At 74.5% G+C, this 13,841-nt stretch carries 15 protein-coding genes; 9 read left to right on the forward strand and 6 right to left on the reverse strand.

What is annotated here, in order from left to right:
* The first annotated feature begins 5 nt into the window (after positions 1–5).
* From ACFC0Z_RS00440 to ACFC0Z_RS00450, 3 genes are all read left to right on the forward strand, one after another.
* A complete protein-coding gene (locus ACFC0Z_RS00440) occupies positions 6–464 on the forward strand; it encodes a hypothetical protein (RefSeq protein WP_376431172.1) in 459 nt (152 codons plus the stop codon).
* 64 nt (positions 465–528) lie between these two features.
* Positions 529–678, forward strand: coding sequence for a hypothetical protein (locus ACFC0Z_RS00445; RefSeq protein ID WP_376431174.1), 150 nt, complete (start codon positions 529–531; stop codon positions 676–678).
* Positions 679–799: 121 nt separating this feature from the next.
* Positions 800–2,605, forward strand: a complete 1,806-nt coding sequence (locus tag ACFC0Z_RS00450) for an alpha/beta hydrolase (RefSeq protein ID WP_376431176.1) — start codon at positions 800–802, stop codon at positions 2,603–2,605.
* Here ACFC0Z_RS00450 and ACFC0Z_RS00455 read toward each other — a convergent pair.
* Positions 2,599–3,819, reverse strand: a complete 1,221-nt coding sequence (locus ACFC0Z_RS00455) for a low temperature requirement protein A (RefSeq protein WP_376431178.1) — start codon at positions 3,817–3,819, stop codon at positions 2,599–2,601. The two genes, ACFC0Z_RS00450 and ACFC0Z_RS00455, sit on opposite strands and share 7 nt — an antisense overlap.
* A 231-nt stretch (positions 3,820–4,050) precedes the next feature.
* Between ACFC0Z_RS00455 and ACFC0Z_RS00460 the strand changes: the two genes are divergently transcribed.
* Positions 4,051–4,470 (forward strand): hypothetical protein, encoded by a 420-nt coding sequence (locus ACFC0Z_RS00460; protein ID WP_376431180.1) that lies wholly within the window; start codon positions 4,051–4,053, stop codon positions 4,468–4,470.
* Between the two features lie 2 nt (positions 4,471–4,472).
* Here the strand turns inward: ACFC0Z_RS00460 and ACFC0Z_RS00465 are convergent, their stop codons facing one another.
* Positions 4,473–5,282 (reverse strand): helix-turn-helix domain-containing protein, encoded by an 810-nt coding sequence (locus ACFC0Z_RS00465; protein WP_376431182.1) that lies wholly within the window; start codon positions 5,280–5,282, stop codon positions 4,473–4,475.
* A 104-nt stretch (positions 5,283–5,386) separates the two neighbouring features.
* Here ACFC0Z_RS00465 and ACFC0Z_RS00470 point away from each other — a divergent pair, with 104 nt between their 5' ends.
* From ACFC0Z_RS00470 to ACFC0Z_RS00490, 5 genes are all read left to right on the forward strand, one after another.
* On the forward strand, positions 5,387–5,692 hold the full coding sequence (locus tag ACFC0Z_RS00470) for a 4a-hydroxytetrahydrobiopterin dehydratase (RefSeq protein WP_376431184.1): 306 nt from the start codon (positions 5,387–5,389) through the stop codon (positions 5,690–5,692).
* Positions 5,693–5,732: 40 nt separating this feature from the next.
* A complete protein-coding gene (locus ACFC0Z_RS00475; protein ID WP_376431186.1) occupies positions 5,733–6,122 on the forward strand; it encodes a VOC family protein in 390 nt (129 codons plus the stop codon).
* 37 nt (positions 6,123–6,159) lie between these two features.
* The gene (locus ACFC0Z_RS00480; RefSeq protein WP_376433392.1) at positions 6,160–6,894 is read left to right on the forward strand and encodes a class I SAM-dependent methyltransferase; all 735 of its coding nucleotides are present in this window, start codon (positions 6,160–6,162) and stop codon (positions 6,892–6,894) included.
* A gap of 14 nt (positions 6,895–6,908) precedes the next feature.
* Positions 6,909–7,862, forward strand: a complete 954-nt coding sequence (locus ACFC0Z_RS00485) for a helix-turn-helix transcriptional regulator (RefSeq protein WP_376431188.1) — start codon at positions 6,909–6,911, stop codon at positions 7,860–7,862.
* 74 nt (positions 7,863–7,936) lie between these two features.
* A complete protein-coding gene (locus ACFC0Z_RS00490) occupies positions 7,937–8,893 on the forward strand; it encodes a class I SAM-dependent methyltransferase (protein WP_376431190.1) in 957 nt (318 codons plus the stop codon).
* Positions 8,894–8,908: 15 nt separating this feature from the next.
* On the opposite strand, the gene ACFC0Z_RS00495 is transcribed toward ACFC0Z_RS00490, so the two are convergent.
* The 4 genes from ACFC0Z_RS00495 to ACFC0Z_RS00510 form a co-directional block, all read right to left on the reverse strand.
* Positions 8,909–9,361 (reverse strand): RICIN domain-containing protein, encoded by a 453-nt coding sequence (locus ACFC0Z_RS00495; RefSeq protein WP_376431192.1) that lies wholly within the window; start codon positions 9,359–9,361, stop codon positions 8,909–8,911.
* 20 nt (positions 9,362–9,381) lie between these two features.
* Complete coding sequence (locus ACFC0Z_RS00500) at positions 9,382–10,173, reverse strand: aldo/keto reductase (RefSeq protein ID WP_376433394.1); 792 nt, start codon at positions 10,171–10,173, stop codon at positions 9,382–9,384.
* 140 nt (positions 10,174–10,313) lie between these two features.
* On the reverse strand, positions 10,314–11,063 hold the full coding sequence (locus ACFC0Z_RS00505; protein WP_376431194.1) for an ABC transporter ATP-binding protein: 750 nt from the start codon (positions 11,061–11,063) through the stop codon (positions 10,314–10,316).
* A 62-nt stretch (positions 11,064–11,125) separates the two neighbouring features.
* On the reverse strand, positions 11,126–13,837 hold the full coding sequence (locus ACFC0Z_RS00510; protein ID WP_376431196.1) for an ATP-binding cassette domain-containing protein: 2,712 nt from the start codon (positions 13,835–13,837) through the stop codon (positions 11,126–11,128).
* Between the last annotated feature and the right edge of the window lie 4 nt (positions 13,838–13,841).

Here is a 13,841-nt window from a genome sequence, read left to right on the forward strand (position 1 = left end):
TCTCCATGAGGCCCGTGCCCGTCACGACCACGGCACCCGCCACCCCGGCGGGCACCGGGCCGCGCCGCGCCCCGGGCCGACGGGCGTGGCCCGTCCGGCAGGCGTGGCCCGTCCTCCTCGTCGTCCTCGCCGCCCTGCTCGGCACGGGCGGGCCGCTCGCCCTGGCGTCTCCCCTCGTCGCGACCGCCCCGGTCCTCTCGGTGGCCCCGGCCGGCCCAGCCGCCCCGGCGTCCCCGGCCGTGCCCGGCACCCCGACCTCCGACCCCGCCACCGAGACCCTCGACCCGGCCGTTCCCGAGGCCGGGCTTCCCGGGCGGGCCAGGCGGCACCGGACCTGCGTCCGGCCGGCTCCGCGGCACCGGTCCCGCGCGGCGCTGCGACGGGGCCGTACCGACGTGCCCGCCCCCGCCCCCGTACCCGCCCCGCGCGGTGACGCGCCCCGGCGCGAGGTGATGCGCTGCTGAGAGGGCCAGACCCTCCGGCAGCAGTACCCCCCACATCACCCTTCGCACCGCGAGGAGCTCCGCCATGCCCGTCGACCCGTATGCCGTCCTTCAGGCCCTGCTGCGCGCCGAGGCCGCCCGCGCCCGGCGCGTCGCCGAGACGGAGAAGGAACCACAGAAGACCGCCGCTCCGACCGCCGAGCCGCCGGTCCCCCGGGAGGACCCCGTCCGCTGACAAGGGGAGGGGCGGGTAGGGGAAGGGGGGAGGCTGGGTGAGGCCGGGCGAGGCCCGGCGGGCCGAGGTCGGGACTTAATTCCGATTGCGGACAGGCGTACGGACGTACGAGGCTGAACGGATGACCTCGACCGACCGGAACACCCGCCCCGATCGGTCCGCCGGGCCCGTCCCAGGCCCGCCGAGCCTCCCGAAGACGCCCGCCGCCCGTCTCCTCGCCTTCGCCCGGCGCCCCTACTGGGACCGTCCCGACCCCTCGTACCGCGTCCGCCGCTGGCCCGATCTCACCGCCCTCGTGTTAGCCACCGTCTTCTTCTGGTCGAGCCTCACGCCCTCCCTCGTGCCCCGCCCGTGGCTGCTCCAGGGGATCGTCGGCGGCATCACCGCCGTCATCGGGTACGCCCTCGGCTCCAGCCTCGCCTGGCTGTTCCGGGCCCTCGTCCCCGCCTCCCGGCTCCCGGGAGAGCGCGTCCGGACCCGCTGCTGGCAGGCGTACTGGCTGCTCAGCCCGGTCATCGCGGTCTGGCTGATCTCCGAGAGCGCCCGGATGCAGCGTCAGCTGCGGGTCCTCCAGGGGCTCCCGCCCACCCTCACCTGGCACACGCCGATGATCGCCCTGATCGCCCTCGGCCTGCTCCTGGCCGCGCTCCTCGTCGCCCGCACCGTGCGGCTCGGCGCCCTGGCCCTGATACGGCTGCTCGGCCGACTCATGCCCCGTCGCGTCGCCTTCGCCGTCGGCGGCGCGCTCTCCGCCCTGGCCGTCCTCGTCGGCGTCCGCGACGTCGTCTTCGACCGGGGTGTGGTCGACGTCGCCGACCGCATCGCCGAGGCCACCAACCGCGGCACCAAGGACGGCATCGAGCCCCCGGTCTCCCGCCACGTCTCCGGCGGCCCGGGCTCCCTCATCCCGTGGCGCGACCTCGGCTACCAGGGCCGTAACTTCACCGGCTCGACCCCCAGCCCCTCCGCCCTCACCGCCTGGACGGGCCGCCCGTCCCGCGAACCCGTCCGGGTGTACGTGCCCTCCGCGCTGCCCGCCGCCTTCGCCGACGCCAGCCCCTTCGACGCGCAGGCCCGCCTCGCCGTCCGCGAGCTCGAACGCACCGGGGCCTTCGACCGCGCGGTCCTCGCCGTGGCCGGCACCACCGGAACCGGCTGGGTGGACCCGAACGTGGCCGAGTCCCTGGAGTACATGTACGGCGGCGACACCGCGATCGTCGCCGTCCAGTACTCGTACCTCCCGAGCTGGGTCTCCTTCCTCGTCGACAAGGAGAAGGCCGGACAGGCCACCCGCGCCCTCCTCGACGCCGTCCGCGCGAAGCTCGACACGCTCCCCGCCGAGCGGCGGCCGAAGTTCGTCGTCACCGGCGAGAGCCTCGGCGCGTACGCCGTCGAGGCGAGCTTCGGCAGCGCCGACGCGCTCCTCGCCGGGACCGACGGCGCCCTGATCATGGGCCCGCCGCACTTCTCCCCGATCTCCGGCGAGATCCGCCGGGACCGCGACCCGGCCAGCCCCGTCTGGCGCCCGGAGTACGAGGGCGGCGCCCGCGTCCGCTTCGCCCAGTTCCCGCGTACCGACCTCGTCCTGCCCGCCGGCTCCTGGGAGCACCCGCGCGCGGTCTACCTCCAGAACGCCTCCGACCCCGTCGTCTGGTGGTCGCCCGACCTGCTCCTCGACCGCCCCGAGTGGCTCGACGAGCCGCTCGGCCCCGACGTGACGCCGGAGATCAGCTGGTTCCCGTTCGTCGCCTTCTGGCAGACCTCGATCGACATGGCCGTCTCGTACGGCGTCGACGCGCCGCACGGCCACCGGTACGGAGCCGGTGCCGTCGACGGCTGGGCGGCCGTCCTGCCGCCGGACGGCTGGACGACGGCGGACACGGACCGGCTGCGCGCCTTCGTCCGGCACCGGAAGGCGGCCTACTGAGAGGCCGCCCTCACCCCGCGGTGGCCGTGCAGCCACACCAGCACCGCCACCGCCGTGGCGAGCACCGCGAGCGCGGGCAGCGCCGGTACGAGCTCCACGAGCGGCCCGGCCGCGAGGCAGCACGCCCCGCCCACGGCCAGGGCGACCGGCCGCCGCCCCGAGGTGCGGAGCACGATCGCGGCTGCGCCGAGCAGGAACACGCCGACGCCGCCCGTCAGCGACCAGGCCACGACCCCGTGCAGCGGCTCCGCGAGCCCGTAGTGCCCGGTGTCGGCGACCTGCTGGAGGACCTTCTTCATGCCGAGCGCGCACAGCACGACCCCGGCGACCAGCGGCAGGTGCAGGAAGGTGTACGTGTCCCGGGCGAAGCGGGTGCGGTCGTCGCCGTCGAGGGAGGCGAGCCGGTGCTCGGCGGCCTCGCCGAGCTCGCGGAAGTACAGCCGCCACAGCCCGGCCGCGAGCAGCAGCCCGGCGGTCGAGGCGCCGAGCACGGCGAGGGTGATGGGGAGGCCGGAGACGCCGACGCCCATCGCGACGATGGACTCGCCGAGCGCGATGATGACGATGAGACCGTGCCGCTCGGCGAAGTGGCCGGGGGAGTTGACCCGCCAGCCGGAGGAGCCGGTCACGTAGATGCCGCCGTAGTCGACGGCCACCGCGCCCAGCCACAGCAGGAGTTGGACCCGTCCCTCGTACGCGCAGCCGACGAGCAGCAGGACCAGCGGCGGCAGCACGGAGACCAGCGCCGTACGGCGCAGGGTCGCGCGGAGGGCGTGGTCGCCGGGGCTGGAGACCCAGTACGAGGCCAGGTGCAGGACGCGCACCGCGCCGTACGAGAGCACGAACAGCAGCGGGGCCGGAATGCCGCCGGGCCGGTCCGAGAAGACCTCGGGGACGGCGAGCGAGACCGTGAGGACGACGGCCATGACGGTGACGAGGACGGCGAACACCCCGCCGGAGTCGACCCGGACGACGTTGCCCAGCCAGGCGAAGCAGCACCAGCACCACCAGAGCAGCGCGAGCACGACCATGCCGCCGACGACGCCCACCGGGGTGGGGTGCGCCGCCATCAGGGCGGTGACCTGCGTGATCGCGTACACGAACACGAGGTCGAAGAAGAGTTCCGCGGGCGTCACCTTGTGGTCGTCCGCCGTGGCCACCATGCCGGCCCGCGGTCTGCTCTGCTGCGTGTTCCGCTGTCTGTTCCGCGCCATCGCGCTGTCTCCCCCCGTTGAGGGCGACCAATTCCGGCCACCCCGGCGCGAAGACTAGTACGACGAACGCCCGCGCGGCGGCCGCGTCATTACCTGACGGGTAATCGACCCCTCCCCGGCGGCCCGGCATGCTCGTGACCACCGGAACCCGGGCGGCGCACTCCGCTCGGGCTCCGGGCCCACCACCTGCAAGAACATCCGCACGTACGTCCCCACGAAGGGTGATCCGCCATGTCCCAGGCCCTGTTCACCGGCCTCGCCCGCACCACCCGCCCGGCGACCGCCCTGCGCCGCTTCCTCGCCCTCGACGCCGTCGTCACCGGGACCAACGGGCTCGCCTACCTCGGCGCCTCCGGCCCCCTCGGGGAACTCCTCGGCGTCGACGCGGCCCTGCTGCTCGAACTCGGCGTCTTCCTGACTCTCTTCGCCGCCGGGGTCGGCCTGCTCGCGAGCCGCCCGGAGCCGTCGCCGCTCGCCGTGAAGCTGGTCGTCGACGCCAACGTCCTGTGGGCGGTCCTGAGCGTCGTGGCGCTGGTCGCCTGGCTGGAGCCGACCACGGCCGGCCTCCTCTGGATCCCGATGCAGGCGATGACCGTGGCGGGCTTCGCCGCGCTCCAGTGGACGGCCCTGCGCGCGACGTCCCAGGGGTAGAACTACTCGTCCCCGAGGGCCCGCAGATACGCGACCGTCTCCGGGTCGGCCGGGAGGAACGTCTCGATGGCCAGCTCGGCGACGGTCACGTCCATCGGCGTGTTGAACGTCGAGATCGAGGAGACGAAGGACAGCACGTGCCCGTCGTGCTCGATCCGCAGCGGCAGCGCGAAGTACGGGTACGGCTCCGCGTCCGGCCGGTCCTCCGGGTCGACCTCGGCCGGCAGCGGATACGCCGCCACCTCCTCGTACAGCTCCCGCAGCGACTCCGAACGGGCCAGGGCGATCTGACGGTCCATCTGCGCGAGCAGGTGTCCGCGCCACTCCCGCAGGTTCCGGATGCGGGGCGCGAGACCCTCGGGGTGCAGGGTGATCCGCATGGCGTTCATCGGCGGCGTGAGCAGGTGCTCGGGGAGCCCGTCGAGCAGCAGCCCGATGCCCCGGTTGGCCGCGATCACCGTGTAGCTGCCGTCCACGACGAGCGCCGGGTACGGCTCGTACCCGTCGAGGAGCTGCTGGATGCCCCAGCGGAGCGTCTCCAGGTTCGGGGCGTCGAGCGGGGTCTCGGCGTACCGGGGGGCGTAACCGGCCGCCAGGAGCAGCGCGTTCCGCTCGCGCACGGGGACGTCGAGGTGCTCGGCGAGCCTGAGGACCATGTCCTCGCTCGGGCGGGAGCGGCCCGTCTCCACGAAGGAGATGTGCCGGGCCGAGGAGTCCGCGCGCAGCGCGAGCTCCAGCTGGCTCAGCCGACGCTGTTCGCGCCAGCCGCGCAGCAGCGTTCCCACGCCCGTGTCGGTCGCGACGGTTGTCATGGTCAGACGGTATCCCAGAGGGACGACCCGGGTACTTCTCCCAGGGGCCTCCCGTCCGGGAGGCTTTCGTCCCTGGAGGCCCGCACCACCGGAGGGAGCACACCGTGCCCACAGAGCCGCTGTCGCAGAAGGAGATCGAGGACCGCCTGCGGGAGCTCCCCGGCTGGTCCGTCGAGAACGACCACCTCGCCCGCACCTACCGCCTCGCCGACCACTTCGCGGCGACGGCGCTCGTCGTGCACGTGGCGCAGATCCAGCAGGAGTTGGACCACCACTCGGACCTGACGCTCGGCTACAACACGGTCGCGCTCTCCGTGAACACCCACTCCGCCGGAGGGACCGTCACCGAGAAGGACTTCGCACTGGCGGAACGGGTGGAGGGGATCGCCCCGGGCCACGGCGTGCGCTGACACCTACCGGCTGGTCGGACCGCCCGGTTAGGGTCGGATCATGCGATCTCGAACGGGCGGCATGTGGTGGGGCACGACGATCGAGGCGCCGGACCCCGGCGCCCTCGCGAGGTTCTACGCCGAGCTGCTCGACTGGCACGTCGTCGGCCACGAGGATCCGGACACGGAGGTCGTGGCCGCCTCGCCGCAGGGCCCGTTCTTCGTGTTCCAGCGAGCGAACGGCTACCGGCCGCCGGTGTGGCCGCCGGCCGAGGGCGACCAGCGCCCGACGATGCACCTCGACTTCCAGGTCGGCGACCTGGAGGAAGCGGTCGCGGAGGCGGTCGCGCTGGGCGCCACCGAGGCGGAGTTCCAGCCGGGGGAGAACGTTCGGGTGCTGTTCGACCCGGCGGGCCACCCCTTCTGCCTGTGCCGTGACGACGATGCGTGAGCCTGGGCCGGGCGCGGGGACCGGCGGCCGGGGCACCCTGCTCGACTACGAGGCGGAGGCGGCGCACTACGACCGCACCCGCGGCGGCGTCCCGCGTGCCGAGGCCGCGGCGCAGGCCGTGCTCCGGCTGGTCCCCGCCTCCGCCCGTACCCTCCTCGACCTGGCCTGCGGCACGGGCCTCGTCACCGAACGCCTCACCAGGCCGGGCCTGTCCGTCCACGGGGCGGATGCCGCCCAAGCGATGCTGCGGACGGCGGCGGCCCGGCTGCCGGGCCGCGTCGTGCGCGCCGACGCGCGCCGGCTCCCGTTCCCGGACGCCTCCCTCGACGCGGTCTCGGCGGTCTGGCTGCTGCACCTCGTCCCGTTCGCACCGGAGATCGTCGCCGAGGCGGCGCGTGTGCTGCGGCCCGGCGGGGTCCTGATCGCCACCGTCGACAAGGACGCGGCCCACGACGTCGGCAGCGACATCGACGCGATCCTCCGTCCCCGCCGCTCGGCCGCCGTGGCCTCGGACCGGTCGGAGGCGGTCACCCGCCACGCCGCCGCCCACGGCCTGGCACCCGCCCCCGGCACCCACTTCGTCGGCCACGGCCAGGGCGCCACTCCGCGCGCCACGGTGCGGAAACTGCGCGCCGGGTACTTCGCCTCCTGGTACGACGGCGACCCGGCGACCACGGACGTCCTCGCCGCCGCCCTCACGGCCCTGCCGGACCAGGACCGCCCCCGCGACGACCCCCGCTACCGCCTGGCCCGCTTCGTCAGGCGCGGCTGAGGGGCCGTGCGCCGGTGAAGTCCAGCCGACTGCTCTCGATCCTCCTGCTGCTCCAGACCCGGGGCCGGATGACCGCCGCCGAGCTCGCCGACACACTGGAGGTCTCCGTCCGCACGGTCTACCGCGACGTCGAGTCGCTGCACGCCGCCGGAGTGCCGCTGTACGGGGACGCCGGGCACCGCGGCGGCTACCGGCTCCTCGCGGGACACCGCTCCCGGCTCACCGACCTCTTCACGCGCGAGGCGGAGGCGCTCGTCCTCGCCGGGATGCCCGGGGCCGCCGAAGGACTCGGCCTCGGCGCGCACTTCGCCGACGCCCAGCTGAAGCTGCGCGCCGCGCTCCCCGCGCCGCTGCGCGAGCACGTCGACCGGCTGCGGGCCCGCTTCCACATCGACGCGCCGGGCTGGTACGCGAAGGGGGACGAGGTCCCGTTCCTGCCCGAGGTCGCCGAGGCGGTACGGGCCGGGCGCGTCCTTGAGGTCCGCTACCGCCGCTGGAAGGCCCCCACCGACGTCGACCGGCGCCTCGCCCCGTACGGCCTCGTCCTCAAGGCCGGCCGCTGGTACCTGGTCGCCGGCCCCGGCGACCCCCGCACGTACCGCGTCGACCAGATCCTCGCCCTCACCGCCACCGACGAGGAGGTCGTCCGCCCGGAGGACTTCGACCTCGCCACCCACTGGCGCGCGAGCCAGACCGACTTCCTCGCCCGCCTCCACGAGGGCGAGGCGGTCGTCCGCCTCACCCCCGAGGGCGCCGCCCGCCTGACAGGAGCGGCGGCCCGCGCCCTGACCGCCACCGGCACCCAGGACGGGGACGGCTGGACCCGCGCGACCCTCCCCGTCGAATCCCTCGCCCACGCCACGGTCACCTTCCTCGCCCTCGGCACCGAGGTGGAGGTCCTGGCCCCGGAGGAACTCCGCGAACGGATGGCGGAGACGGTCCGGGTGCTGGCCCTCCGGTACGGCTGAGAAAGCCGAGCCGGTTCTTTGCCGGACCGGCAACATTTCTCGCGCTTCGCGCCCATCGGCCGCACGCTGGAGTCATGAGTCAGCATCGCGCGTCCCACCACGGCCACGAGAACCACGGCCACGAGAGCCACGACCAGCAGCAGCACCAGCACGAGCACCAGCATCAGCACGGTCATCACCACGACGGCGCCGACCTCGACTGGAACCAGCTCGCCCCGCTCCTGGAGCGGCAGGCCGAGGTCGCGAGTCCCGCCTACCGTGAGGCCGCCGCCTGGCTCGGGACGCTCGCGCCCGTGTACGGCGTGCGGCGGATCCTCGACATTGGCAGCGGGCCCGGCGTCGTCACGAGCCTGCTCGCGGAGGCCTTCCCCGCCGCCGAGACCGTCGCCGTCGACGGCACTCCCGAGCTGCTCGTGCGCGTACGGGAGCGGGCCGAGGCGTACGGGCTCGGCGCGCGGGTCTCCACCCGGCACGCCCAGCTTCCGGAGGACATCGCGTCCCTGGGCGAGGCCGACCTCATCTGGGCCGGCAACTCCGTCCACCACATCGGCGACCAGGGCGCCGCCCTCGCCGAGTTCGCCGGCGTCCTGCGCCCCGGCGGGGTCATCGCCCTCTTCGAGGGCGGACTCTCCACCCGCCACCTGCCCTGGCACATCGGCATCGGACGGCCCGGCTTCGAGGCCCGCCTCGACGCCGCCCACGCCTACTGGTTCGGCGAGATGCGCGCCGGGCTCCCCGGCTTCGTCGACCAGCCGGACGACTGGCGGGCGCTGCTCGCCGCCGCCGGGCTGACCCCCGCCGGCACCCGCACCTTCCTCACCGACATCCCCGCGCCCGTCTCCCCGGTCGTCCGCGAGCTGGCGCTCACGCACTTCGGGCGGCTGCGCGAGGGCTTCGGCGACCGGATCGACGCGGACGACGCGAAGACCCTCGACGTGCTCCTCGACCCGGCCGACGAGCGGTCCCTGCACCACCGCTCCGACCTTTTCCACCTCACGGCGCGTACGGTTCACACCGCCCGCAAGGGCTGACGGGCCCCCAGGCGGTCAGGGCGCCGGCTCCAACGTCCACCACTGGAACGGCGAGTCGGTGTCCTCCCACTGCCGTACGGCCGCGCCTGCCTCCCGGGAGCCGTCGGCGACCTCCACGTACAGCCCGCTGACGAAGCTGACGAGCGCCACCGTCCCGGGCGACTGGAGGTCCTGCTCGATGACCCACTCCTGCGCGCCGAAGTTGTTCGGCCGCCACTGCTGGATCAGGGCGCCGTTCTCCGTCGACGCGTTGGTCACGTCGAGCCGCTTGCCGCTGGCCGCGTTGACCAGGTGGTAGAGCCCGCCGCCGTTCGGCACGGGCGTGACGTGCCAGTGCTGCCCGGGCGTCCCGGACTCGACGCCCTGCCGGACCTTCGCGCCGCCGCGCCCCGAGCCCTCGTACACCTCCATGAGCAGCCCGCTCGCGACGTTCCGCACGCGGTAGAGGCCCGCCTCGACGGGCCTCACACCGTCCCCCGTCCCCTCTTTCACGCGACGTTGAACTCCCCCGGGTTCGGGCCGATCCGCCGGTCCTCGTTCAGCGCCGCGATCGCCGCCATGTCCTCGGCGTCGAGCTCGAAGTCGAAGACGTCGATGTTCTCGCGGATGCGCGAGGGCGTCACCGACTTCGGGATGACGACGTTCCCGGTCTGGAGGTGCCAGCGCAGCACCACCTGGGCCGGCGAACGCCCGTGCTTGTTCGCGATCGCCACGATCGCCGGGACCTCCAGGAGGCCCTTGCCCTGGCCGAGCGGCGACCACGCCTCGGTCGCGATGCCGTGGCGCGCGTGCACCTCGCGCGAGGCGGCCTGCTGGAGGTGCGGGTGCAGCTCGATCTGGTTGACGGCCGGCACGACCGAGGTCTCGCCGAGCAGCCGCTCCAGGTGCTCGGGCAGGAAGTTCGAGACGCCGACGGCCCGCGCCCGGCCGTCGGCGTTGATCTTCTCCAGGGCGCGGTAGGTGTCGACGTACGCGTCCTTCGCCGGCACCGGCCAGTGGATCAGGTACAGGTCGACGTAGTCGAGGCCCAGCTTGTCGAGCGAGGCGTCGAACGCGCGCAGCGTGGAGTCGTACCCCTGCTCGCTGTTCCACAGCTTCGTGGTGATGAACAGCTCCTCGCGGGGGACCCCGGAGGCGGCCACGGCCTGGCCGGTGCCCCGCTCGTTCTCGTAGATCGCGGCGGTGTCGATCGAGCGGTAGCCCGCCTCGATCGCCGTGCCCACGGCCGCCGCCGCCTCGGCGTCCGGCACCTGCCACACGCCGAAGCCGAGCTGCGGCATCCGCACACCGTTGTTGAGGACGAGGGAGGGGACCTTGTTGTCCGTGCTCACGAGTGGGCCTTTCCTGATGTACATGTCGTCGCGGTGCCCCGGAGAACGGGAGAAACAGGAGAACAGGGGCACCCGTGCGATCAACGATCTCAGCCCCCCGCCTGTTCCGCCGCCCGGGACGCACCGCCCGACGTCCCGAGGTACGCGTCGCGCACCGCCGGGTCCGCCCGAACCTCCGCCGCCGTCCCCTCCGCCAGGACCCGCCCCAGGTCGAGGACCACGACCCGCGTGCACAGCTCCATCACGAAGGCCACGTTGTGCTCCACGAGCAGCACCGCGCAGCCCTCCTCGTCGGCCATGTGACGGACGACGGCCGCGAGCACCCGGCGCTCCTCGGCGGTCGTCCCCGACGCCGGTTCGTCGAGGAGCAGCACGCGGGGCGGATCGGCCAGGGCCCGGGCGAGTTCGACCATGCGCGCCTGTCCGACCGGCAGCGCGCCCGCGTACGACTCGGCGAGCGCGTCGAGTCCGCACTCGCGGAGCACGTCCGCGGCCCGCTCCCGGCGCGCGCCGGGCCGCAGCCCGGCCCGCCAGTCCTGGGCCACCACCAGGTTGTCGGCCACCGTCAGCTGCCCGAAGAGCTGCTGGCGCTGGAAGGTCCGGCGGATGCCGTGCCGGGCCCGCCACACGGGGGAGCGGCGGGTGATGTCCTCGCCGGCGAGCGCGACGCTCCCGCCGTCGGGCCGCCGGATCCCGGACAGGACGTCGAACAGCGTGGTCTTGCCCGCGCCGTTCGGCCCGATGAGGCCGCAGACCTCCCCGGGGCGTACGGAGACGCTCACGTCGCGCAGGGCGTGGACGCCGCCGAAGCGGACGTCGACCCCGGAGGCGTACAGCATCGCGCCCTCCCTCCCGCTTCCCTCGCTTCCCTCGCTTCCCTCGCGTCCCTCGTTTCTCCCGCTCATCGGCGTGCTCCCGTCCCGAGGTAGGCCTCCGCGAGCCGCTCCGTGTCCACCTCGGACGGCGTCCCCGACCAGGCGATCCCGCCCTGCGCGAGATAGGCGACCGTGTCGGCGATGCCGAGCACCTCGGCGGCCTTCTCCTCGACGAGCAGCAGCGCCGTACCGCTCGCCCTCAACTCGGTGAGCAGGCCGAAGACCTCGTCCACGACCCGGGGCGCGAGCCCGAGGGAGGGCTCGTCGGCGACGAGGAGCGCCGGCGGGCGCTGGAGCAGCGGGGCGAGCGCCAGCAGCTGCTGCTCGCCGCCGGAGAGCGAACCCGCGGCGACGGAACGCCGGGCGGCGAGCGCGGGGAAGCGCGCGTACACGGCGTCGCGGTCCTCGGAGGCGGGCAGCTGGAGGGCGAGGTTCTCGTCGATGGAGAGCCCGGCGAAGATCCCCCGCCCCTCGGGCGCGAGCCGCACCCCGCGCCGGGAGCGCAGGACGGTGTCGTCCCGGGTGGCGTCCCTGCCGAGGACGCGCACGTCCCCGGCGGCCGGCCGGAGCAGCCCGGCCGCCACCCGGCAGAGGGTGGACTTCCCGGCCCCGTTGGGACCGAGCAGGACGAGCGTCTCGCCGCTCCTGACCTCCAGGTCGACCCCGTGCAGGACGGGCGCGCCGCCGTAACCGGCGCGCACGCCCCGCAGGGAGAGCGCGGGCGTGCGCTCGTCGTCCGGCCCTGGCCCTGGCCCCGGGGACGGTACGGGTACGGGCCCCGTTCTCTGTTCCGGTACGGGTACGGGCTCCGCCACCGCCTCCGCCTCCGCCCGCGCCGCCCGCGCCGCCCTCCGCGCCGGCCACGCCGCGCAGTACCCGTCCGGGTCGTTGGCGAGCGCGAGCCCCGCCAGGCCGAAGAGGATCACCGGCAGATGGGCCGACTCCGTCACGTACGTCGTCATCAGGTGCGGCACCACCGCGAAGGCGAGCCCCGCCACCATCGCGAACTGCGGCCGCCGCACGCCCGCCGCGACCACGACCGCCAGCCACACCAGGCCCGTCATCGCGGTGAAGTCCGTCGCCGTGATCCGGGTGTTGTACGAGGCGTAGAGGACGCCCCCGAAACCGGCGAGGCCCGCCGACACCGTGAAGACGAGGAGCTTCGTGCCGACGACCGAGACGCCCGAGGCGGCCGCCGCCTCCGGCGCGGAGCGGACCGCGAGCACGGCCCGGCCCCAGCGGGAGCCGCGCAGCCGGGTCAGGAGCGCGACGACCGCCGCGGAGAGCAGGACGAGGGCGAGGCCCATCGCCCGGTCGTCGCCGAGGTCGATCGGGCCGAGGACCGGGCGGGGGATCTCCCAGCCGATGTCCCCGTTGCGCAGCCAGTTCACCTGGAAGAGGACCTGGTCCGCCAGGAACGCGAGGGCGAGGGTGGCGAGCGCGAGGGACCGGCCGCCGAGCCGCAGCGCGGGCAGCGCGACGACCGCGCCGAGCAGTGCCGCCGCGGCCGTGCCGACGGCGGCCGCGGCCACGAACGGCCATCCGTGGCTCATGAGCAGCCCCGCGACGAGCGCCGCTCCCGTCACGAACGTGGCCTGGGCGAGGGAGACCATCGCGCCGAGGCCCGTGACGACGGTGAACGACATGAAGACGAGACCGATCGCGAGGCCCTGCGCGAGGATCCCGGACCAGAACGGCGTGGTGACGGTGTAGAAGGCGGCCGCGAGGAGCACGCCCGCCACCAGCCATCCGCCCCACCGGCGCCCCCAGGTCTTCCCCGCGAGGTAGTCGACGGGCGGCGGGTCGGCGGCGGCCGTGCCGGCCGCGCGCCGCCGCTGGGCGAGGAAGACGAGTCCGCCGAAGAGGATGAGGAACGGCACGGCGGTGCGGAAGCCGGTGATGTCCTCGGCGAAGGAGGCGTACCCGGCCACCAGGTTCTGGAGCACCCCGAGCCCGAGCCCGCCCGCGAAGGCGAGCGGCACGGAGAGGAAGCGCCCGAGGACGGCCGCCGTCGCGGAGACGAAGAGGAACAGGGTGAAGTCGTGGGCGGAGAGGCCGAGGAGCGGGGTCGCGAGCACGCCGGCGAGCCCGGCGAGGCCCGAGGACAGCATCCAGGCGACGGAGGACAGCCGGTCGGCGCTGATGCCCCGGAGCTCCGTCAGCGAGCGGTTGTCGACGGCGGCCCGGAGCCGGAGCCCGAGCCGGGTGTGCCGCATGAGCACCCACAGCCCGGCCGCGACGACGGCGGTCGCGATCCAGGTGATCAGCTGGTCGGAGTCGATTCCGACGCCGTCGAGGGGCTGCCAGGCGACGGCCGGGCTCGGGCCGACGCCGGGCAGCCCGAACTGGTTCTCGGCCGGCACGACCGGTGCCCCCGCCCGTTGCAGGAGCTCGACGGCCCACAGCCCGGCGGCCGGGAGGGCGACGAGCAGGCCGATCGTGGCCACGATCTGGGCCGTCTCGCCGACCTTGGCCAGCTTGCGGAACATGAGCCGGTCGAGGCACCAGCCGAGGCCGGGCGCGACGACGAGCACGAGCAGCAGCGCCGTGGGCACGGCGGGCCAGCCGAAGCCGGAGTGGAGTTCGTGGAAGGCGAGCGCGCAGAGGTAGGCGGTGGCCCCGTGCGCGAAGTTGAAGAGCCCGGAGGCGGAGTAGGAGAGCACGAGCCCGGTCGCGAGCAGCGCGTACAGCGCGCCCGAGACCAGGCCGCTCAGGACGAATCCCAGCAGGTCACCCACGGTG

The sequence above is a fragment of the Streptomyces sp. NPDC056144 genome (assembly GCF_042264145.1).
Taxonomy (GTDB): Bacteria; Actinomycetota; Actinomycetes; order Streptomycetales; family Streptomycetaceae; genus Streptomyces.

Bases quoted from the DNA above. Each gene is read 5' to 3' on its own strand.
- ACFC0Z_RS00440 (WP_376431172.1), top strand. From the start codon at position 6: ATGAGGCCCGTGCCCGTCACGACCACGGCACCCGCCACCCCGGCGGGC.
- ACFC0Z_RS00445 (WP_376431174.1), top strand. From the start codon at position 529: ATGCCCGTCGACCCGTATGCCGTCCTTCAGGCCCTGCTGCGCGCCGAG.
- ACFC0Z_RS00450 (WP_376431176.1), top strand. From the start codon at position 800: ATGACCTCGACCGACCGGAACACCCGCCCCGATCGGTCCGCCGGGCCC.
- ACFC0Z_RS00455 (WP_376431178.1), bottom strand. From the start codon at position 3,819: ATGGCGCGGAACAGACAGCGGAACACGCAGCAGAGCAGACCGCGGGCC.
- ACFC0Z_RS00460 (WP_376431180.1), top strand. From the start codon at position 4,051: ATGTCCCAGGCCCTGTTCACCGGCCTCGCCCGCACCACCCGCCCGGCG.
- ACFC0Z_RS00465 (WP_376431182.1), bottom strand. From the start codon at position 5,282: ATGACAACCGTCGCGACCGACACGGGCGTGGGAACGCTGCTGCGCGGC.
- ACFC0Z_RS00475 (WP_376431186.1), top strand. From the start codon at position 5,733: ATGCGATCTCGAACGGGCGGCATGTGGTGGGGCACGACGATCGAGGCG.
- ACFC0Z_RS00490 (WP_376431190.1), top strand. From the start codon at position 7,937: ATGAGTCAGCATCGCGCGTCCCACCACGGCCACGAGAACCACGGCCAC.
- ACFC0Z_RS00500 (WP_376433394.1), bottom strand. From the start codon at position 10,173: ATGCCGCAGCTCGGCTTCGGCGTGTGGCAGGTGCCGGACGCCGAGGCG.
- ACFC0Z_RS00505 (WP_376431194.1), bottom strand. From the start codon at position 11,063: ATGCTGTACGCCTCCGGGGTCGACGTCCGCTTCGGCGGCGTCCACGCC.